The following is a 22071-nucleotide window of genomic DNA, read 5'->3' as shown; positions in this document are numbered from 1 at the left end:
CACCATTTTTAAAAGTCGTGCTCTCCAAAAAGCTATTTTCATTCCATGTGAAGTTCGCTGCTGGTTGTCCATTAAGTGAGAGTTCAGTTGTTTGACCGTTCTCATCTGTTTCATACTCAATAGTATCTGTACCGTATTGAATACTTGCTAAGTCTTTTATGTATGTACCCCCCTTTTTAATTGTGTATGGTCAAGTAATTGCAGACACTTTGGATATGAATGTACAGACGTATTCTAAAAGATTGTTTATTTAATGACTTTTCGAGTGTCCGTAGCTTCTTGTCCATGTACATAAATAAAAGTTGTTGTATATGGACACGAACTTTTGAACACATTTTACATTTGAAGTTTAAAAGATAAATGGAAAGTTAAAAAAGAGTAACACGAAAGATATCCTCTGTGTTACTCGTTTCATCAATAAAGTATTATACACTTCTTTATTAGATTGAATGTTATTATTTATAATTGAAGTATAAAGTATTGATAAAGTTTTTCATTTCATTCTCATTTTCGAAATTATAACTTACCCAATCTGTAATAGTATCAATATCTACAGTAGAAACCCATTCTTCAAAAAGATTTTTAGAATACTTGTCTATTTCATTGAAGTTAAAACCAAGTACCATAATACCATAGCTTCTATCAGCCCATATAGCCCATTTTTTTGAAATAGGGAAAATAACAATGACATTAGAAATATATATTATAGCATCTGCTTCACTATCTGGTAAATGGAATTCAAGTACATTGTGATAATCCTCAGCAGAAAATTCTTTCGGTATTTTAACAGTATTAAAAAAATTAAAATGTTTGAAATGATATTTAATTGGATCTGGGTCAATTACAGAAATGATAATAGAATCGTCACCCGTTATATTATTTAATGTTTTTATAAAGTCCCAAAATTCATCGTACATTAGCCAGTCAAATTCATTAAATTTAAAATTCGTAAACTGTGAAGAGAAAATATTTTCAGGTAAACTTTTGTTTAGTTTGAATATTTTTTTCATAAAATTTAAAATTTCATTAAAGTCATTTTTGTTATGAATAAATAAGTCACTTATTAACATATTTTAACCTACTTTTTTAATCTTATTTTCAAGGTCATTTTTCCACCTTTAGGTGTGAAGTCAGCCGTTGGTCCTCCTGTACTCTTTGCATTATCTCTTACAGCGTACTTATTCCCATATTTAGTAAATATAGTAGTTCGCCCATCTTTTGATATAGTTTTTTCCAACCATCATTTACTAAGTTTCTTTTTTAAATTGTTTCCTTGTTAAATTGGTAGTTATACTTACAAATCTACTTCCGCTTTTGGTTACGTTCACATATTTAGATAAATATCTCATATTTTTCAGGTATTTATATAAATCAAATAAAATTTTAACTACTCTATAAACCCCTATGGCTACAGGAATGAATCGTGCAAACTCCCCATCCGAATCCACATTTATCACCGGATTATCATTGGCATAATTATACCCATTCATCGTAATAGGATTCATGGTATCACCACGTACAGGATCTATTGACATAAACACACCCCACACCCATACACCCATATCAGGGTTATAATAACGAGCCATTAAATAATATAGCTTCGTTTCATCGTCATAGCGATAACCTGCGTAACGGTAGGGATTTTCCTCTGATAGATTTACTTCAGCTATATTATCTAAACCTTTTTGCGGTAAAATATTGCCCCATGCATCATATGTGTACTCAGCGACAATTGTCCCACTTTCATCTATCCGTTGTCATTACAACTGGCTCATTCGTTTTAGGGTCTGTAGGATGTTTAAGGCCTAATTCATCTGCAATTACAATTGTTTCTTCTAATGGCAATAAGGAAATTGTTCACGAATATCGACTATTGAATCAGAATATTCAGTTAAATTAAAGTAGTTTCGTTCCAAACCTGATAGAAATTCATGCTGCCTTTTCGTTTTAATACCTTTTAAACAAGTGGATCTTCCCAGTGAGGAAACATCTTGAATATTTAACCACGGTTTATAATCGTCACCAATTCCCGAGCCACGACCTTCTTTAATCCACTTTTCAACTTTAGATGTTCTAGTTCTTTTAGACATAAAAAACACTCCTTTGGCTAAATAATAACCAAAGGGGTAAAGCTTCGCAACATTTTTACAAACATCGCAACTTTATTTCAAAGCTACAACGACAATATCGTAAATGACCATATATGGACTTAAGTTGAAAGTCTCTTGGTTCGAAATCATTGGGAACACCACCTGCATTTAGTCTCTCAATTATAAATTAAAAAGGCGAGGTATTCGACGAATGAATCGTAGAATACCTCGCTAAGTGGAACCAGATCAAGTTTTTCAGTGCCTTCATACAATATCGAACTCAAGCCCAAACCGCTGCCTAATAAAATAACCGTGTCTAACTTTTAGGGGTCACTTCACAAGTGGATTATTTTGATCAAATTTTAATACTTTATAGTACTATGTTTATTCTTTGTTTTTGTAAGAATATACTTCATTGAACAAATAAATAATAAGCAACGAAATAGTAGGAATTAGATAATGTTTGGGAGGTCCGAATGCTATTCCAATTACCCCTAAGCCTATTATAAATAGAATCGCTCTAAAAATAAATAAACAGAATCTTTTTACTAGATAGTTTAAAATTTTCATATATAATGTTTATTTCTTATTTTAATGTCCATTATTAGGATATTCCCCTCTTTTCTATCAGTCTTATTCATGTTAATTGAAATATTAACATGTAACAAAATAGGAACCACTTTTAGATTTAACGATCAAACTCTTCGGTAAGTATTAAAGAAAACTTAGGTTTAAAACTGATCTCGTAGATTTGCAATATTTCTTCATGATCAAGCACTAATTGTATACAGTTTTTTTCTTTAGTATCTTCTTTAATTTCAAATTTACTTACACTTATTAGCAATAGCTTAAATAATAGATTACATGTTTCCTTTTGAAAAACTTTTATGCTAAGTTCTCCAACTGAAGGAGCTAAATTAATTTCAAATTCTTCTTCTTTATTACTAAATCTATATACCATTTCGTTGTAATAAAAGGGTATTTCCATAGTATCTAAAAAATCTGGATTAGTCTCAAATAATGATAATAATTCTATTTCATCAGGGAAAATCCTCATGTACTACCACCTCTATTTAGGAATTTTTTTCAATGGTCCCATTGCTTTACGTGCATATTCAAAATGAAATATTGTCTGTGTTTTTTTATCATATAACACTTCTAAATTATACTTTTTCCCATTTATATATATAGTAGTATAGTACATATTAGCGGAAGAGCCTCGTGGATCCGGATATGGTTTTCCTTTGAGGGCTTGTTTTAACAATGATGCAGGTACTTGTCTAGCTGGATTCGCCATATGTTTAGCTGGCGTTTCTGCAAATTTCAAACCACTTTTTACAAGTACTTTTATTTTCTTATATGTTTTATATGTTCTATAGCCAATATATATATATTCAGCAATATACACAAATTGTATAAATTTACCACTAGGGTCAACATTCATAACAGGATTATTATTAGTATAGCTATAGCCATTAAATGATATTGGGGTCATTGTATCCCCGCGAACTGGATCACGAGATAAGAACACACCTGTATCTGGGTTATAGTAACGTGCCATTAAATAGTATAATTTTGTTTTTTCATCATAACGATAACCAGCATATCTATAAGGGTTTATAGCTGCCATTGTACCACTTTGACTCAAAATATTGCCCCATGCGTCATAAGTGTATTGCGCTACAATGTCACCATTTGTATTCGTTAGGGCTAGTACATCCCCACGATAGTTAGTTAAATAGTAATACGTTGAACCTTGATTTGTCATTGTTAATGGATGACCACTTGCGTCATATGTGTAAGCTTTAGTAATCGCACCACTCGCATCTTCCTCAAACAACACTTGGTTCGACAGACCATTATATCGATAATATGTTTCACCATTATTGTCTTTACTATATACACGACGTCCATTTTCATCATAACGATAAGATGCAACTGTTGCATCTGTTAGGGACTTGACTTCTGTTAATTGATCAAATGCATTCCAAACATATTGGAAAACACCATCATTTGTCACATTTCCATTTGGACTTACAGTGTAAGCTTTCCCACCAACAGCCTTCATTTGATTCGCATCATTATAACCATAGTTGGTTGTAGTTGTACTACCATTTTGCAAAGTCGTTTTAGAATTACGATTTCCTACTGTATCGTATGTGTATGAAATGGTTAAACCATTACTGTATTGTTCTTCGACTAGCTGGTTTAAAACATCGTAAGTGTAAGTGACTGAACCATCATCATTCGTTACTTTGGAAATTTGCTGATTATTATCATACTCATACTCATTTGTACGCCAAGTTGTTGAACTATTTGTTTTCAAAGTTTCGGTTTGTAACTGTCCGGCATAATACTTATTCAAAATTGATGCATCATTTTGAAAAGTCTTACTCTCTAATGATCCATTTTTATTCCATGTAAGGCCTGCTATGGATTCTCCATTTAATTTTAAAGCCGTTGTTTGACCATTAGCATCATATGTGAAAGAAATAGTATCCGTACCATATTGAATACTTGCTAAGTCTTCTTCATTTTTATAAGTATAGATAATTGAACGATTCACAGGTGAACTAATGTCAACTGTTTGTAATAGTTCGTTTTCAGATTTTGTATACGTAACTTTCTGATTGTTTAGTGTATGATTTGTCGCAGTTGTAGATAAACCATCTGCCTGTGTTAAATACTGATTAACACCGTTAATTTTCACTATCTGTGTATTTGTATCAGTTGACGTTGAATAGGCGATTTTATCACCAGTTGCATTGACAACCTCATTTAATTTACCATCAGCATTATACTTATAGGTTGTTACTTTTTCTTCGGCATTTGTTTCTTTTTCTATGGCATTTTGCGCATTATATTTGAAAGATGTTTTTTTACCAGCATCATTTGTCACAGATGTTAAATTACTGTTGGCATCATACGTATAAGTTGTTGTTTTATTTGCTGCATCCTGTACTTCTACTAATTCATTTTTTAAATTATAACGATACTTCGTGATTTCCCCTTTACCATCTTGATATGAGAGGATATTACCGTGAAAATCTGTTGTAGTAATAGTCGTTACTTTTAGTTGATCATCCCGGTAAGTCGTTGTTTTTTGATTATTTTCATAATTTGTGTTAAATGTTTCGATTTTCCCATCTGGATACTCTACCTGTGTCATATCCCCATAGTCGTTATACGTATAGGTTGTTGTTTCCCCTTTAGGTGTTGTCGATGTCTTCAGATTACCTTTATCATAATACGTGTTTGTGTTCGTTTGCCCATTGGCATCTGTTAGTGTTAAGAAATTGCTATATGCATTATACGTGTAGGATTCTGTCACACCTTTTGAATCGGTAGTGCTTAACATATTCCCTTTTGTATCATAGATATAGTCTTTGGTGTACGTAGCTCCATCTGTATAGACTACCTTTTGAGAAAGAACATTATAGTTCCCATCTAGTGTATAGGTTATTGTATCACCAGAAGGATCAAATAATTTAGTCACACTAAAATTGTCATTTAAACCATAGCGTGTAACTGTACCTTCTGGGCTAGTGACCGATACAATATTGTTTGTTCGGTCTAAAGAGTAATTGGTTATAGAAGCTACTTGTCCATCTAAAGATGGTTCTGTTACAGAAACTAAATCCATATCACTATTATATCCATAAAGCATCGTTTTCCCATTACTATCTATGATTTTTATTAGCTGTCCATTAGTCGTGTAGTAGAACGAAGTAGGTGTTGATGTTTCGTCATCTTTCTTAACCAATACCCTTGTTAAGTAACCATCAGTATACTTATACGTTATATCCCGATCATTGTATTTCGCATTCGTAATAACTCCACCCTCATACTTAAATAGCAATTTCGTACCTAAATTAGTAGTGATGGAAGTAAGCTGATTTAATGTATTGTATGCATATGTTATTGTATTGCTATTTAAATCTTTTTGCTCTGTAATATATGCTACTTCAATATCTGTATCACTAGTGCTTTCTCTAACTTTAAATGTTGTTGTGATACCAGTTTTGCTAGTCAGTTTAAAAGTGTACTTATCCGCCATAACTAAACTATCATAATTACCTGCTGGTGCAATATACTTATCTCCATCCCATGAGTAAACATAACCGTACCATCTGCATCTTTATATTCGACATTAAAATATTTATCATTATAAAATAATTTCTCTGAACCTGTAAAACTCCAACCATAGCCAAATGGAGATTTTTCAAAATCCTTACTATTATACGTTCTAGTGAAATCTAGACCAAAGCCTGCATAGTTGAACAAGCTGAAATCAGTATATTGGAGAACATTATTATTTGTCCCTAAATTTACATAGTTAACTCCGTTTGAAATATCATATGATGCATAATCCCAATAGTCTTCCAATCCTAAACGGTTTGGAGTTTTATAAGTCACAACGAGTTTCGGTTTATAAGCAAGTGGGTTTGTCGTATTTTCACTACTAATGAATTTTTTATAAATCAATGTTCCTTCTGTTGTACTTTTTAATAATAAACCTAGATTTGTATTTGGATTAGTAAGCCAACCACTCACCATAGTCGTTGGAATAGACCATCGTTGAATTCCATCTTCTACATTACTTGGTACAGAAGAAACACCTGTGACAGTCGAAAGAGCCGTCGTATTAAAATCCCCTCCAGCTGTTGTCCAGCCACCTGCTGTTCCGTAGTTATTCCATGTTGCCGTATTTTCATCCCATGATCGTTTCATGGCGTGCATACTTAGATTAATAGGGCTTGAATCATTTGTTGAAGATAGATAAAGACTTACATCTGCAGACATAATAACGCTTTTTTCGGGAATAGGTGTCACATCAAACTTCAATAAACTGCGTACAATATTCCCGTCTGTCGCTGTACCTGCACCTAACTCTGTGTCATTTCCTCCAGTTTGCGTTGGGAACTTTTTGCGAATTGTTGTATCTTCCATTTTAGAATTTCCTTGGATACGGACAATTGTAGGATCAATAACAATTGGATATTGGCGTTCTTTATCCTGTAACCACGCTGCATCAGGTATTAAATCAATCCATAATGTATTGTTTTCCTTACGTGTTTTGAGGGTTATATCATAGGACTTCGCTTCCTCTGGAATGGAATTAACACTATCAATAGATTGATAGCCTGCAGGTTTATAGGCATCGTACATAAATGGGGCTTCTATAACATATTTCATTTCACCAGTAGAAGCGTCCTTCAAATAAATTTGATTATTAATCTGTTCATAGGATAAATTTTCAAGAGATAGCTGATATGAAAAGGTTTGCGGTAACCCCTTTTCAGGTTTTTGGTTAATCGTAATATCTTCTTTTACGAAGTTTTCTCCAACAGAATATATAGTTGAGATATTATCAAATACATTCTCATACTGAATTTGATTATCTGTTGCAACCCCAACCACCTCTTTTGCAGGGGTTACTTCACCTGTTTGATCAATTTCCTTTAGACCAATATCCAGATTATAATGATCTTCTGTCACTTGTACATTATTCGTTTCATCATCAATTTTTTTCATCAAAAGTTACAGCAAAGTTATTGGCTATATTTTTATATTGACCTTTGCCATTGTTCTTATGCTTTTGAAGATTGTTATCAATATCTTTCCAGCTACCTTTATCATCTTTAAAATGAATAGGTGCCTCATAAATTTCTGTTGTAAAGGTTCCATCTAAATTGTTATACGTTTTAGAGGTTTCCGTACGCTCCCCAACCACTTCAATTTTTTCTTTACCTTTTCTTTTTCCTTTTTGTTCATTTTTGTCTGACTGTATTTCAGCAGCACTTGCATTACTTGCAAAATTCCCAAAAGGAATAAATGCAATAAAAATTGCCAAAACAATCATTTGAATAAAAATTTTCCTTACCAATTTGTTCCCTCCTAATTCTTGTGAATTTTCAAACAATATCTATTATAGCCAGACAATCACTGATAGGATGGTGCTAAACTGTTCATTTTCACTAGCACATTTTGGTTATAAAAAATCGAAAAGACCTAAGATTTGTTCTGCAAATAATATGGTCTCTTTCACTTGAACCGCATCAAGTAATCCAAGTAATAACGACCTACTAAAAAAGAACAACATAGCAATATAAGACCATCTAGGAAATTACTTCCTTAATGGTCTTATATTCTAACTATTCCTTTGAAAGCGTTTATCTTTTATGGATTTGGCACCTTGATAAGAAAAAGGATTACCAACTTTGTTGAATCTTCAAAAATAATCTATTCAGAAATTTTCCCGCTTGATTATATGACTTACATCCATTTCACTATTAACTCTTCAGAGTTCTCTTCATCAGAAGTTATTTTAAAGCAAGTGAGTGAGTAATCGATTACAGACAAAATTAATGAGCCATGTAAGGGTAGATGCATTAAATGGGCAAATAAAAAAGCTTTACAGTTTAAAGCCACTGCAGCTCGTAATCCTTTTGAAAAAACTGTTTACCAGAGTCATATTTTAGGTCTTGATATGTATATAAATATCCTTCTTCAATACAAAGAGCATCTATTATATGAAATTGGTGAATAGATCGATTTAGCAACCCTAAATAGCTAGTGGCTTTCGCTGGAGTTGACCCAAGTTGTTTACGAATCAGGTAAATTTTCAGCGACCAAAAATACCATTTAGTCATTTGATAAGATGTTTATTATAGTCAATCCACTTTTCCATTTCCCTCTCAACAGCTCTATTTTGCCATTCAAACCAAATACCAGAACACTCACTACAATGGCTATCTACCCCGTTCTTTTTATGCATATTTTTATAAGTAAATATAGTTTTTTTACGGCAACTGTAGCAAAAGATTTCTTTTTCTTTATAAAATTCCATATTTAACCTACCTAATAATTTTTACTTATTCATCTCCTTTTTTCATTAAAGTTATTCAAGCATTAAATACTTAAGAATTAAATTTTCAAGAGTTTTCTATTGCTTATTTATTGCTTTATTCAGAGAAGGTTTGTATTAAAAATCAGATTACATTGGTTAAGAAATATAATAAACATACATGGAATCTCTCTATATTAACTAGAATGAGCATTCTTCTATCCAAAATTTACATTCTTTCATTGAGTAAATACAAAATAAAAAAAGAGACAATCCTATAATATGATTGTCTCTGAATTTAACTTTTAAAAGAAACAAATTTTAGGGAAATAAGTTTCTTATAGATCTACCACTGACTGGGTTTCTTCGCCCCTGCTATTTTTCTTCTTCTCATATGTTACCATACAAGTCTAAACGGCTAGTAATCCACACTACTACTAATCCGCTGCCATCTTATTAGCCTCACGGATACTGACACACATCTTCTAACAAGACTTCAAACGATCCGCTACTTCCATCCCTTATTTCGGTTTCCTTAGGTCTCCACCAGGAATAAGAATGACTGACCGAGTACATCGATTACAAAACAACAAATCGCTCTCTGTCACTATTCAAGCCCAAATGATAGTTGCTTTGTCTTCTGGCGAACACATCTTCCTTTGTTGAGGACCTTTTCATTCAAATACAATAGCAACTCACTGAATACGTGTTGCAGGTACTTTCCTTTGATTTTCTCCCATATAATTCACTCCTGGTATGGTTTAGTAAATACTCAAATTACCAACATCTAATTTAGATGTTAAAGCCCATTCAAGGAAAGTATGTAATATGCTTTGTTGCGGTGAAAAAGAAAAGCCCTACACAGCCGAAGCTATGTAGGGCACTCTCACATTCTGAAATTTCAATTAATTGTCAGATGAATTGTGTTAGAATCTGATATCACAGACTAATTATTTTGGAATTACTACATCCACAGTTGATGTAGTTACATTTTGAGAATCAACTGCTGTTAATTTAACAGTAAATTTATATTCACCATCAGTTGTTCCAGGTTTGCTGCAGAGAAGCTAACCTCTGTTACAGCAACTGCAAATGATTTAGAGCTAACTGCTGATAAAGCTTCTACTGCTGCTTTTACTTTTGCTGCTGCTGTAACACTTGTATCAGTAGCTTCTAGTGTATAAGTAGCACCTTCAACCGCTGTTTTAGCAGTATTTAAATCAGCAAGTACTGCTGCTGCTGCTGCATTCACAGCTGCAAAATTAGTTGAATCAAGTTTTGTAATTCCTACTGCAGTATATTGTGCTAAAGTTGCTTTTTTATCATCAATAGCTTTGTTTAATACTTTAAGTGCTTCAGCTGCAGTGTTCTCACCGATAGTTGAATCAGTTTGAACTTTATCAGCTGTTGTTTTGCTGAAATCAGCAATTGCATTCTTTTTATCACTTGTATCAATGATATATTTAGCATTTTTCACTGTAACTTTATAAGCAGTTGCAGCTTCACGTTTGTCACTAAGTGTAATAACAACTTGTTTTTTATCATTTACAGCAACAGTGTAATCTGAAATTGCTAAATCTTTATTATCAGATACACGAGTTACAGTAAGATCTGTAGCTAAAACATCATCACTACCACCAGCTTTTAAACTTTCTGAGAAAGTGAAAGTAATTGTTGCATCTTTAACAACAGGCTCTCCATCAAGAACTGGTGCAACAGAATCTAATAAGTTTGTAGTAGGAGAAATTGTTTCTTCTCTAACTGGTCCTTCGTTATCAGCAACATCAACAAATTTAGATAAATTCGCTACTAAATTTAAATCAGAACCATCTGTTTTAATTTCATCTTTGAATTTAACTGTAACAGTTGAAGTTCCATCCACTTGAATTGAATCAATTTTATGTGTATTAGAAGTAAATGCATTAGAAGATGCTGATTTAATAACTGTTGAGAATTTAACTTTTACAGTTTTTCTATCAACTAATTCTGCTGTGTATTTTGCATCATAATCTTTGTCGATTTGAGCAAGTGCTAGTTTCGTAGTTCCTACTGTTAAATCAATGATATTATCTTTACCATTAAATTTATCATGCACGTTACCAGAAGTATCTTTTACTCCAAGAACTTGTAATTCATGTACATTAGCTTTACCAGATGTTTTACCTGTAGCAAATACAACATCATTTCCTTTAATTGTCTCTGCAAAAGTAATAGTTACTACTGTAGCATCGTTTGAAACTGAAAGTGTAGCAACATCATCTGTTAATGTTTGTAAAGTACCATCGATACGAACTAGGTAGTTCGAAGAGTCAGCTAAAGATGCTGCATCCATTTTTTTGTTGAATTTTAATACAACTTTTTTAGCTTTTGCATCAGCATTGATTACAGTTTCGAATTTTGGACCTTCTTTATCTGATCTTGTAAATTTACCAGTGTAATCTAGCATTGTATTGTTAAGTTTTGTTGCATCTTTAACATTCTTAATTGTAATTGTATTTTCACCAACACTTACTTTTGAGTATAGGTCAATAATTACAGATTTAGAATCTTTTGAATCAACAGTTACTTTATCAACAGAAACTACTTTACCGTCTTTGTCTGTAATTGTGTAGTTGCCTGCTTTTTCTGCAGTTTCTTTATCAACAGTTTTAGAGAATGTAACTTTGATAGTTTTTTCATCAACAGAAGTTACTTTTCTTACTTCTGGACGAGTTTGATCGATTTCAGGAGTTACAGTAACTTTTGTATCTTTAGCAATTTTGTTATCAGAGTAATCTTTAACGTCTTCTACATACACATCTACTTTTCCAGTTGGAAGAGTTTTTTCAGCGCCTTTGAATACGAATTTGTATTTATTATCGGCAATACGCTCGAATTCAGATGCTTCTTTCTTAGAATCTCCAGATTTCCAATAAACATTAGAAGCTTTTACAGTGTCCATATCAACATCTTCTGAGAATGTTAATGTAACAGTTTCAAGTGTTGCAGTAGCTTCTTTTATTGTTGGTGCTTCTTTATCTTCAACAACTGTGAATTCATGTGTTGAATTTAATGAAACAAACTCAGCGTAGTCTTTTACACCAGAAACAGTAAGTTTGTGATCTCCAACAGAAAGAGTTGAAGTAGTGTAAGGTGTTAAGATAACTGATTTATTACCAGCACCCATAACAACATTTCCGAAGTACGCTTTTCCATCTAATGTGAAGTTTGTTGCGCTTATCCTATTGAGGGATTCCTGCAGTTCCATCGTAGTATATTGTTATTGTTGCCTGTCTTTAAGTTTTGTGATAATTGATAAAAATAATAGGGCTTTTAATAATTGCATTCAAAGGAAATCCACTTTCTTAATTAATCGTTTGTGATTTCCATACATCTGCAAATAACTTTTTATAGCATGCACGCAATAAAGAAATATATACAACAAATACGTCATTTTTGAATTTTTAAAATCATAAACAAATTATTTATTTCAAATTAATTTCCTAGTATAGCCTAATACTTCAAAATTTTAATGAAAAGCAAAAATAGAGTCTAATAATAGATAAAGAAAATATTCAATTGGCTTAATATTTAGTTAAATCAAAAAAAGACTAAACAATCCTGTTAGAATGTCATTTTCCAAAGTCCCAGCTTACTAGAACCAATGGTTAATATGGTTGCCTTTTTATCCTCTTTTATATCTATATCGTCCGTTATAGAATGCCCTTTGATACAAATTATGATTTACAAATTTTAACATAAGCATTTTACATACAATATATCTCTAACTCTCGAAGTGAATCAAAACAAACAGGGTTCTTTACCCTGTTTGTTTGTTTCCCCCTTAATCTATATTACTCTTGCTCAGCTAACCTGCCCCGTTAGTTTAAGTACATTTCTTTACAATCTCAAAGCGATACTATCATAAATTTTCTAATAAAAACATCTCATCTCTAAAAATCTATAGTGGTGAGATGTTTTTAATCAAACTTTATTACAATTATCAATCTACAACAATAGGAATAATTCAAGCTGTTTGGTACCAATAAAATTAAAAGAGCTTTTTATATAAAAGAGCTTTTTGGACCAACCCCCTGTTCTTCATAATTAAAAAAAGCAGAGCATAAAAACCCAATTGGATATTTTATGCTCTACTTTTTATAAGGCCCCCTCTTGATAAAACAATTTTAGAGAGAATTGAGGCCAACTGGATAGATAATGTTACATGGATTATTAATACTGCCAGTCCATTTTTTCGATTAATCTGTTTGCAATATAAAGTGCTATTGCTGTAATTATAAAAGGAATAACTAGATGAAATACCCAATTATCTCCTAAAAAACCGAGCATAAATTGGAATAAATCAAATAGTAATGCAACACTTCCATAGATAAGTACTACAATGAACGGATATAGACTTTTTTTATTATTGCAAGTATGGTCCCTACTATTAATAATCCTGTACTAAAAAATATCACAAAGCTCGCCTCATTTCTTTGGTTTGTAGTTTACTGCGTATACTACAGTCCAGTAAGTGAATACAACCATCTCTTGAATGAAAACTCCTCCTAAGCCCCCAATCATCATAGAAGCCGCTCTTTTGCCTAGTGCAGTTACTAAGCTTTTCTTTGCGTACCTTATTAATGACTTACTAAATGTATTCGCAAAGCTTCGCACTTGAGCCTTATAAGCCGTAAAAGAGCTAATTTTTTTATTCGCAATTTTTTTAAATGCTAATGAACCTGCGATAAAGGATAATGCTGAACTTGCTATTTTTTCACCGAGGTTTACAGGGACTCTCCAATTAACATGTGTCTTTCACTCTCCCACCTATAAATCTATTATTGATTCTATTATGTTCAATGTGAATTTTTTCCATATAAGGATATTCAACAACCTAAAAAATATTGATAGTTCCACTCTAATTAATTAAAAAGGCACTTCCCTTGTTTCCAGGAAAGCGCCCAATTGCTGAATAAATAAAGTTAAAAGAAACTTCAAGGATTCTTTACAGAAAATCACACCAACCATCATTTACTGAGTCTAACCATTTTGTTTCTTCAGGCTCTAGAAGTATTAGTAGAACTTATCACATATAAAATAGAGATAAACTAATAAAGAAAACCCCTACCCCTATCAATAAAGATTTAACTATATACCAAGGTGAAATAGACAGTAAGAATCCTATTAAGAAATAGAGAGCGCCCAAAATTATACTATCATTAATACTCGAAGTTGAAGAACTTGATGCATATGATTTTGTAAAGTTCTTTTCATGATAACTTTTCGAATAAATTATTCCTATAACTGTAATGGCAATTCCTAATAAAAGGATGATAATTTTCATTATACTTTCACCTCACTATTTCATCTTAAATAATTTTGTAAAGCCCGTTTTCCACCATATCGATAAATTGCTTTTAAACGTTTAAATATTTGTAAACCTGAACTTATGCCAGAAATAACGTATGATGAATATACTCCTCTCAAAGTTGGTTTCTGCCCTCTAGCAATTGTATTTAAAATATACGCTTTCGGACCATATGAAGCCATTGCAATTATTCTAGTTATTAAACCTGCACCAGTGCTAGCAATCGCTCTATATAATCCCATTCCTCCAATGGAGGTAATGGCACCTACAGCAAAAGCTGTACCGAATCTCCCCCAATTAAAACCTTTTAGGTTTTTATGTTTAACTAGATAATTTAAAAGCATAGGCATAGCGTTTAAAAGACCTCCTGTAATTGCTGCACCTATCCACCAAGCTATCTCACCATCAGGGTCCACATTCATCACTGGATTATTATTCGCATAATTATAACCATTCAACGATAAGGGATTCATTGTATCACCACGTACTGGATCTAACGATAAGAACACACCTGTATCTGGATTATAGTAACGAGACATTAAATAGTATTGTTTAGTATTTTCATCATATCGATAACCTGCATAACGATAAGGATTAATAGTTGCCATATTACCTTTTTGGCTCATAATATTTCCCCACGCATCATATGCGTATTCCGCCACAATGTCACCGTTATTATCTGTTAATGCTAATACATCTCCTCGATAATTTGTTAAGTAGTAGTATGTTGAGCCCAAATATGTCATTGTTAATGGAGAACCTTTATCATCATAGGTAAAGTTTTTTGTAATAACTCCACTTGCATCCTCTTCAAACAAGACTTGGTTTGTCAGACCATTATAACGATAATACGTTTCACCATTACTATCTTTACTATATACACGACGTCCATTTTCATCATAACGATAAGATGCAACTGTTGCACCTGTTAGGGACTTAATTTCTGTTAATTGATCAAAGGCATTCCAAACATACTGGAAAACACCATCATTTGTCACATTTCCATTAGGACTTACAGTATAAGTCTGTTCACCAGCAGCCTTCATTTGATTCGCATTATTATAACTATAGTTAATTGTATTTGAACTACCGTTTTGCAAAGTCGCTTTAGAAGTACGGTTTCCAACTGAATCATAGGTGTAAGAAATGGATAAACCATTACTGTATTGTTCTTTAATTAGCTGATTTAAAGCATCGTACATGTAAGTGACTGTACCACCATCGTTCGTTACTTTGGTAATTTGCTGATTTTTATTATACTCATACGTATTTTGAAGCCAAGTTGTTGTACTATTGGTTTTCAAAATTTCTGCTTGTAATTGATCAGCATTATACTTATTTAAAATAACTGCACCATTTTGGTAAGTCGTGCTCTCCAATAAGTTGTTTTTGTTCCATATGAAGTTCGCTGAAGATTGTCCATCGAGTGTAACTTCGGTTGTTTGGCCGTTTTCATTCGATGCATACTCAATTGTATTTGTACCATATTGAATGCTTGCTAAATCTTTCTCATTTTTATAAGTAAACATAATCGAACGATTTACAGGTGCGTTAATGTCTACTCTTTGTAATAGTTCATTTTCTGATTGTGTATACGTAACTTTTTGATTGTTTAGAGTATGATTTGTTACAGTAGTGGATAAACCATCTACTTGGGTGGAAAACTGATTAACCCCATCTACTTTCACAATCTGTGTATTGGTATCAGTTGAGGTAGTATAGTCGATTTTTGCACCTGTTGCTTTGATAACCTCTTTTAATGCTCCATCAGCATTATAATTATAGGTCGTTATTAATCCCTCGGCATTTGTTTCTTTTTCGATGAAATTTTGTGCATTATAGCTGAGAGACATTTGTTGTTTACCATCAGCATTTATCACTGATGTTAAATTACTGTTGGCATCATAGCTATACGACGTTGTTTTATTTGATGTATCTAGTACTTCTACTAATTCATTTTTCAAATTATAACTATATCTCGTGATTTCCCCATTACCATCTTGATATGAAAGGATATTACCGTGAAAATCTGTTGTAGTTATAGTAGTTATATCTAATTGATTATCTCGATAAGTAGTTGTTTTTTGATTATTAACATAGTTAGTATTATACGTTTCTATTTTCCCATCAGGATACTTTACTTGTGTCATATCCCCATGGTCATTATACGTATAGGTTGTTGTGTCCCCTTTAGGTGTTGTGGAGGTCTTCAGATTACCGTTCTCATAAGTGTTTGTAGTTGTTTGCTGATTAGCATCTGATTGCGTTAAAAGATTACTATATTGATCATACGTATAAGATTCTGTCACACCTTTTGAATCAGTAGTGCTTATTATATTCCCTTTCGTATCATACTTGAAATTTTTCGTGTAAGTAGAACCATCTAAATAGACAATTTTTTGTAAAAAAACATTATAGCTATTCTCATCTAGTGTATAGGTTGTTGTATCACCTGAAGGATCAAATATTTTCGTTACGCTAAAGTTGTTATTTAAACCATAGCGTGTAACTGTACCTTCTGGGCTAGTAACCGATACAATATTGTTTGTTCGGTCTAAAGAGTATTCGGTGGTAGAAGCTACTTGTCCATCTAAAGATGGCTCTGTTACAGAAACTAAATCCAGCTCGCTATCATACCCATAAAGCATGATTTTTTGTCTACTATCTATGACTTTCGTTAACTGTCCATTAGTCGTGTAGTAGAACGAAGTAGGTGTTGATGTTGTGTCATCTTTCTTAACCAAAGCTCGTGTTAAATTACCATCTGTATACGTATAGATTATTTCTTGATCATTGTATTTTGCATTCGTAATAAGCCCATTTGTATACGTAAACAGCAATTTTGTACCTAAATTAGTAGTGATAGAAGTAAGCTCATTTGATGTATTATACGTATAAGTTATCGTATTGTTATTTAAATCTTTTTGCTCTGTAATATAGGCTACTTCAATATCTGTATCACTAGTGCTTTCTCTAACTTTAAATGTTGTTGTGATACCAGTTTTGCTAGTCAGTTTAAAAGTGTACTTATCCACCATAACTAAACTATCATAATTACCTACTGGTGCAATATACTTATCTCCATCCCATGAGTAAGCATGGACCGTACCATCTGCATCTTTATATTCGACATTAAAATATTTATCATTATAAAATAATTTCTCTGAACCTGTAAAACTCCAACCATAGCCAAATGGAGATTTTTCAAAATCCTTACTATTATATGTTCGAGTAAAATCTAAACCAAATCCTCCATAGTTGAATAAACTAAAATCTGTGTATTGAACAACATTATTATTTGTGCCTAAATTTACATAGTTCGTTCCATTTGAAATATCATGTGTGGAATAATCCCAATAATTTTCTAAACCTAAACGGTTAGGTGTTTTATAAGTAACGACAAGTTTTGGTTTATATGCGAGTGGGTTGGTTGTGCTTTCACTACTGATGAACTTTTTGTAAATCATGGTACTTTCTGAAGTGCTTTTTAATAATAAACCAAGATTCGATTCGGGATTATATAGCCATCCACTCACCATATTCGTTGGAATAGACCATCGTTTAATACCTTCTTCTACATTACTCGGTACTGAAGAGACTCCTGTAACAGTTGAAAGAGGCGTGGTATTATAATCTCCCCCAACGGTTGTCCAGCCTCCTGCTGTTGAATAGTTATTCCATGTTGCAGTATTTTCATCCCATGAACGTTTCATAGCATGCATACTTAAATTAATAGGAGTTGGATCATTAGTTGAAGATAGATAAAGACTTACATCCGCAGACATAATAATGCTTTTTTCTGGAATAGGTGTTACATCAAACTTCAATAAACTTCTAACAATATTCCCGTCTGTGGCTGTACCTGTACCTAACTCTGTATCATTTCCTCCAGTTTGCGTTGGGAACTTTTTGCGAATTGTTGTATCTTCCATTTTAGAATTTCCTTGGATACGGACAATTGTAGGATCAATAACAATTGGATATTGGCGTTCTTTATCCTGTAACCACGCTGCATCAGGTATTAAATCAATCCATAATGTATTGTTTTCCTTACGGGTTTTGAGGGTTATATCATAGGACTTCGCTTCCTCTGGAATGGAATTAACACTATCAATAGATTGATAGCCTGCAGGTTTATAGGCATCGTACATAAATGGGGCTTCTATAACATACTTCATTTCACCAGTAGAAGCGTCCTTCAAAAAAATTTGATTATTAATCTGTTCATAGGATAAATTTTCAAGAGATAGCTGATATGAAAAGGTTTGCGGTAACCCCTTTTCAGGTTTTTGGCTAATCATAATATCTTCTTTTACGAAGTTTTCTCCAACAGAATATATAGTTGAAATATTCTCAAATACATTTTCATACTGAATTTGATTATCTGTAGCAACCCCAACTACCTCTTTTGCAGGGATTACTTCACCTTTTTGTTCAATTTCCTTTAGACCAATATCTAGATTATAATGATCTTCCGACACTTGTACGTTATTCGCTTCATCTTTAATTTTTTCATCAAAAGTTACAGTAAAGCTATTGGCTTTATTTTTATATTGACCTTTGCCATTGTTCTTTTGTTTTTGAAGCTCGTTATCAATATCTGTCCAGTTGCCTTTATCATCTTTAAAATGAATAGGTGCCTCATAAATTTCTGTTGTTGAAGTGCCGTCTAAATTGTTATACGTTTTAGAGGTTTCCGTACGCTCCCCTACCACTTCAATTTTTTCTTTACCTTTTCCTTTTCCTTTTTGTTCATTTTTGTCTGACTGTATTTCAGCAGCACTTGCATTACTTGCAAAATTCCCAAAAGGAATAAATGCAATGAACATTGCCAAAACAATCATTTGAATAAATATTTTCCTTACCAATTTGTTTCCTCCTAATTCTCGTGAATTTTCAAACAATATCTATTATAGCCAGACAAGCACTAGTAGGATGGTGCTAAACTGTTCATTTTCACTAGCACATTTTGGTTATAAAAAATCGAAAAGACCTAAGATATGTTCTGCAAATAATATGGTCTCTTTCACTTGAACCGCATTAAGTAATACAAGTAATAAATACCTACTAAAAAAGAACAACACAGTAATATAAGACCATCAAGGAAATTATTTCCTTAGTGGTCTTATATTCTCACTACTCCTTTGAAAGCGTTTCTCTCTTATGGATTTGGCACCTTGATAAGAAAAAGGATTACCAACTTTGTTGAATCTTCAAAAATAATCTATTCAGAAATTTTCCCGCTTGATTATATGACTTACATCCATTTATCATACATTAATATTCTATAATGATCGTACAATCGTGCATATAGCTGTGTTTTATGGGGACTTTCATATTCTAAATATGGTTCAGCGTATACAACATCTTACGAGAGGATAAGGAAAGAGTCTTATCAGAACTTTTAAATGTAAAAGGAGCAGTGTCTTAAAAAACATTGCTCACACTTGACTGAAGCACCCAGTTTAGTTTTACAATACATTTTTCAAATAGTTTAAATTGATTTTGTTTGATACATTTTATTTTTGCATATTTCCTATATATCCCTATATAGGAAAATTTATACTTCGTTTTTTACAATAGTTGATTGTCTTTTATTTCAAAGTTGATAATATTCCAAAATTCCAAAGTAAATATCGCAAATAAATGATTCAGGTATAATCAATTGTATATTTTCTGTCACCTATACTATTATTGGCCTTGTTAGGTGGCAATAACTCTGTCTTTACGTTATTTAAATTTAAATTAAATTTTTTATCGTAAAGACTTCGCTTTATAAAATCTGAACGCCAATAATCATATAGATCTTTCCGACCTGCTTTTAGAAAAGCTTTTAATATTTTTTAAAATTAGATTCATAAGGAAATGCAATGTTTTTAGCTAAACTGAAGCTTTTATTAAAGTAAAATGCTGCAGATTCATACTCTTTAATTTCTTCATATAAAGAGCCTATGATTATATATCCCCTAGCTAATTCTTAAACTCTAGCGTTCTTAATTTTTTCTTCCTCGAAAACAAACCATATAATGACATAGCTTGTGCTACCACTTCAATATATTTATCGGAAGCGTCTTTTAAATTGTAGTATTCCATTTAATCACCTATATCCTTAAATCCTTTATTTCAATTCAACACTTTTGTTTGCTTAATAAATAAAAAATATAGCACAGATAATTGTTTAAGTATAAAAGATATTCTTTTTCTATTTAGCTTTAGGACACTATGGTGCTACTGTCATACATCATTTAGAAGAACGAGGATATTTATTGATTATCATTTATCGGTTAATTTCATAAAAGGCAAGAGGATCGAGTTTGAGAAAAGTAAAAACGGTTGCCATTATGAACTGCACCCCAATTGTTAGACTCATCTAACAATTGGAGGTGTAGTTTTTTTATGACGAAATTTACAAATGAACAAAAACTCGATGCCGTTATGCGCTATCAAAATTCATCAGAGAGTATAAAAGAAATCGCAGAATCTATCAGTACTTACGAATCTGTTGTGCATAACTGGATTAAGCAATTTGAATACCATGGTTTATCTGCTTTTGAAAAATCCTATACATCTTATACAGCTCAGTTTAAAATGGACGTACTAAACTATATGAACGAAAATGGCGTTTCCTCTAACGAAGCCGCGGTTATCTTTAAAATTTCTTCACCTGGAATGATTCGAAGGTGGCGTATTCAACTGAGAACAAGCGGATTGGATGCGCTCTTTTCTAAGAAAAAGGGGCGTCCATCCATGAAAAAAGAATCGACTAAACAACCTAAAAATGTACTAGAAGGCTCGACGGAAGCACTTCAAGCACGTATTAAGCAGCTTGAAATGGAAAACGAGTATTTAAAAAAGTTGAATGCCTTAGTTCAAGCCAAGGAAAAATCACCACGAAAGACAAAGTAAAGGTCATTTTTGAATTAAGGCATAAATACTCGGTGAAGGCGCTTGTGGCATTCGCAGAAATTCCACTTAGCACATACTACGATTTAGTAAAGAAGATGAGTCGACCAGATCCAGATGCCGAGTTAAAGGCTGAAGTTCAAGCCATTTATAATGAACACGAAGGCCGCTATGGATACCGTCGTATTCGAGATGAGCTAGCGAATCGTGGGAAAAAAGTTAATCATAAGAAAGTGCAACGCATCATGAAAGCCCTAGGCTTAAAGTGCTTAGTTCGAATGAAAAAATATAAATCTTATAAAGGTACAGTTGGTAAAATCGCGCCGAATATTTTAGATCGCAATTTTACTGCAGAAGCTCCATATGAGAAGTGGGTAACGGATATCACAGAGTTTAAGTTATTCGGAGAGAAGCTTTATTTATCGCCTGTTTTAGACTTGTTTAACGGAGAAATTATTACGTACACAATCGGCCCTAGACCAACGTATTCATTAGTTTCTGAGATGTTAGAAAAAGCTTTAGAGAGGTTGCCAGAAAAACATAAGCTACTGATGCATTCTGATCAAGGCTGGCATTATCAATTGCAGCAGTTTCGGCATGCCCTTGAATCAAGAGGTGTTGTGCAAAGTATGTCCCGTAAAGGAAACTGTTACGACAACTCAGTAATGGAGAATTTTTTCGGTATCATGAAATCAGAATTCCTCTACCTAAAAGAATTTGAAAGTGTCGAACAGTTTAAATTTGAACTTAAAAACTATATAAATTATTACAACACGAAACGTATGAAGGCAAAATTAAAAATGAGTCCGGTGCAATACCGAACTCATTTTATCCAAGCTTCCTAAATCAAAATAACCGTGTCTAACTTTTAGGGGTCACTT

10 protein-coding genes and 2 pseudogenes are annotated in these 22071 nt (G+C 32.7%); 2 read left to right on the top strand and 10 right to left on the bottom strand.

What is annotated here, in order from left to right:
• Positions 1-455: 455 nt before the first annotated feature.
• The 7 genes and pseudogenes from A2J09_RS21645 to A2J09_RS21615 form a co-directional block, all read right to left on the bottom strand.
• The gene (locus tag A2J09_RS21645) at positions 456-1070 is read right to left on the bottom strand and encodes a hypothetical protein (protein WP_012292809.1); all 615 of its coding nucleotides are present in this window, start codon (positions 1068-1070) and stop codon (positions 456-458) included.
• A gap of 177 nt (positions 1071-1247) precedes the next feature.
• Positions 1248-1733 (bottom strand): RHS repeat-associated core domain-containing protein, encoded by a 486-nt coding sequence (locus tag A2J09_RS21640; protein WP_258858689.1) that lies wholly within the window; start codon positions 1731-1733, stop codon positions 1248-1250.
• A gap of 16 nt (positions 1734-1749) precedes the next feature.
• Positions 1750-2090 (bottom strand): annotated as a pseudogene (locus tag A2J09_RS21635) (heteromeric transposase endonuclease subunit TnsA); the annotation flags it as partial.
• 688 nt (positions 2091-2778) lie between these two features.
• Positions 2779-3147 carry a hypothetical protein gene (locus A2J09_RS21630; protein WP_012292805.1) on the bottom strand — a complete coding sequence of 123 codons (369 nt, stop codon included), beginning with the start codon at positions 3145-3147 and terminating at the stop codon, positions 2779-2781.
• A 12-nt stretch (positions 3148-3159) separates the two neighbouring features.
• The gene (locus A2J09_RS21625) at positions 3160-6147 is read right to left on the bottom strand and encodes an RHS repeat-associated core domain-containing protein (protein WP_012292804.1); all 2988 of its coding nucleotides are present in this window, start codon (positions 6145-6147) and stop codon (positions 3160-3162) included.
• 2 nt (positions 6148-6149) lie between these two features.
• A complete protein-coding gene (locus A2J09_RS21620; RefSeq protein ID WP_012292803.1) occupies positions 6150-7625 on the bottom strand; it encodes a DNRLRE domain-containing protein in 1476 nt (491 codons plus the stop codon).
• Positions 7612-7977, bottom strand: a complete 366-nt coding sequence (locus tag A2J09_RS21615; RefSeq protein ID WP_036160763.1) for a hypothetical protein — start codon at positions 7975-7977, stop codon at positions 7612-7614. The genes A2J09_RS21620 and A2J09_RS21615 overlap by 14 nt, the downstream gene beginning before the upstream one ends.
• A gap of 417 nt (positions 7978-8394) precedes the next feature.
• Between A2J09_RS21615 and A2J09_RS24340 the strand changes: the two are divergent.
• Positions 8395-8724 (top strand): annotated as a pseudogene (locus tag A2J09_RS24340) (transposase); the annotation flags it as partial.
• Between the two features lie 15 nt (positions 8725-8739).
• Here the strand turns inward: A2J09_RS24340 and A2J09_RS21605 are convergent.
• The 3 genes from A2J09_RS21605 to A2J09_RS21590 form a co-directional block, all read right to left on the bottom strand.
• Positions 8740-8940, bottom strand: coding sequence for a hypothetical protein (locus A2J09_RS21605; RefSeq protein ID WP_012292800.1), 201 nt, complete (start codon positions 8938-8940; stop codon positions 8740-8742).
• Between the two features lie 1006 nt (positions 8941-9946).
• Positions 9947-12103 carry an Ig-like domain-containing protein gene (locus tag A2J09_RS21600; RefSeq protein WP_036160758.1) on the bottom strand — a complete coding sequence of 719 codons (2157 nt, stop codon included), beginning with the start codon at positions 12101-12103 and terminating at the stop codon, positions 9947-9949.
• A 2180-nt stretch (positions 12104-14283) separates the two neighbouring features.
• Positions 14284-19155, bottom strand: coding sequence for a DNRLRE domain-containing protein (locus A2J09_RS21590; RefSeq protein ID WP_036160752.1), 4872 nt, complete (start codon positions 19153-19155; stop codon positions 14284-14286).
• A gap of 1528 nt (positions 19156-20683) precedes the next feature.
• On the opposite strand from A2J09_RS21590, the gene A2J09_RS23220 reads away from it, so the two are divergent.
• Positions 20684-22035 (top strand): IS3 family transposase gene (locus tag A2J09_RS23220; RefSeq protein ID WP_139015310.1). Its coding sequence is split into 2 segments (ribosomal slippage): positions 20684-21134 and positions 21134-22035, totalling 1353 coding nucleotides; the frame shifts between segments, so codons are not numbered across the junction.
• Positions 22036-22071: the final 36 nt, after the last annotated feature.

Source organism: Lysinibacillus sphaericus (assembly GCF_001629735.1).
GTDB lineage: Bacteria > Bacillota > Bacilli > Bacillales_A > Planococcaceae > Lysinibacillus > Lysinibacillus pinottii.
This window is presented reverse-complemented; position numbering and strand designations above follow the sequence as displayed.

What these genes read in the sequence shown, in the direction of transcription:
- A2J09_RS21645 (WP_012292809.1), bottom strand. Translation starts at nt 1,070, where the DNA reads ATGTTAATAAGTGACTTATTTATTCATAACAAAAATGACTTTAATGAA.
- A2J09_RS21630 (WP_012292805.1), bottom strand. Translation starts at nt 3,147, where the DNA reads ATGAGGATTTTCCCTGATGAAATAGAATTATTATCATTATTTGAGACT.
- A2J09_RS21625 (WP_012292804.1), bottom strand. Translation starts at nt 6,147, where the DNA reads ATGGCGGATAAGTACACTTTTAAACTGACTAGCAAAACTGGTATCACA.
- A2J09_RS21620 (WP_012292803.1), bottom strand. Translation starts at nt 7,625, where the DNA reads ATGAAAAAAATTGATGATGAAACGAATAATGTACAAGTGACAGAAGAT.
- A2J09_RS21605 (WP_012292800.1), bottom strand. Translation starts at nt 8,940, where the DNA reads ATGGAATTTTATAAAGAAAAAGAAATCTTTTGCTACAGTTGCCGTAAA.
- A2J09_RS21600 (WP_036160758.1), bottom strand. Translation starts at nt 12,103, where the DNA reads ATGGGTGCTGGTAATAAATCAGTTATCTTAACACCTTACACTACTTCA.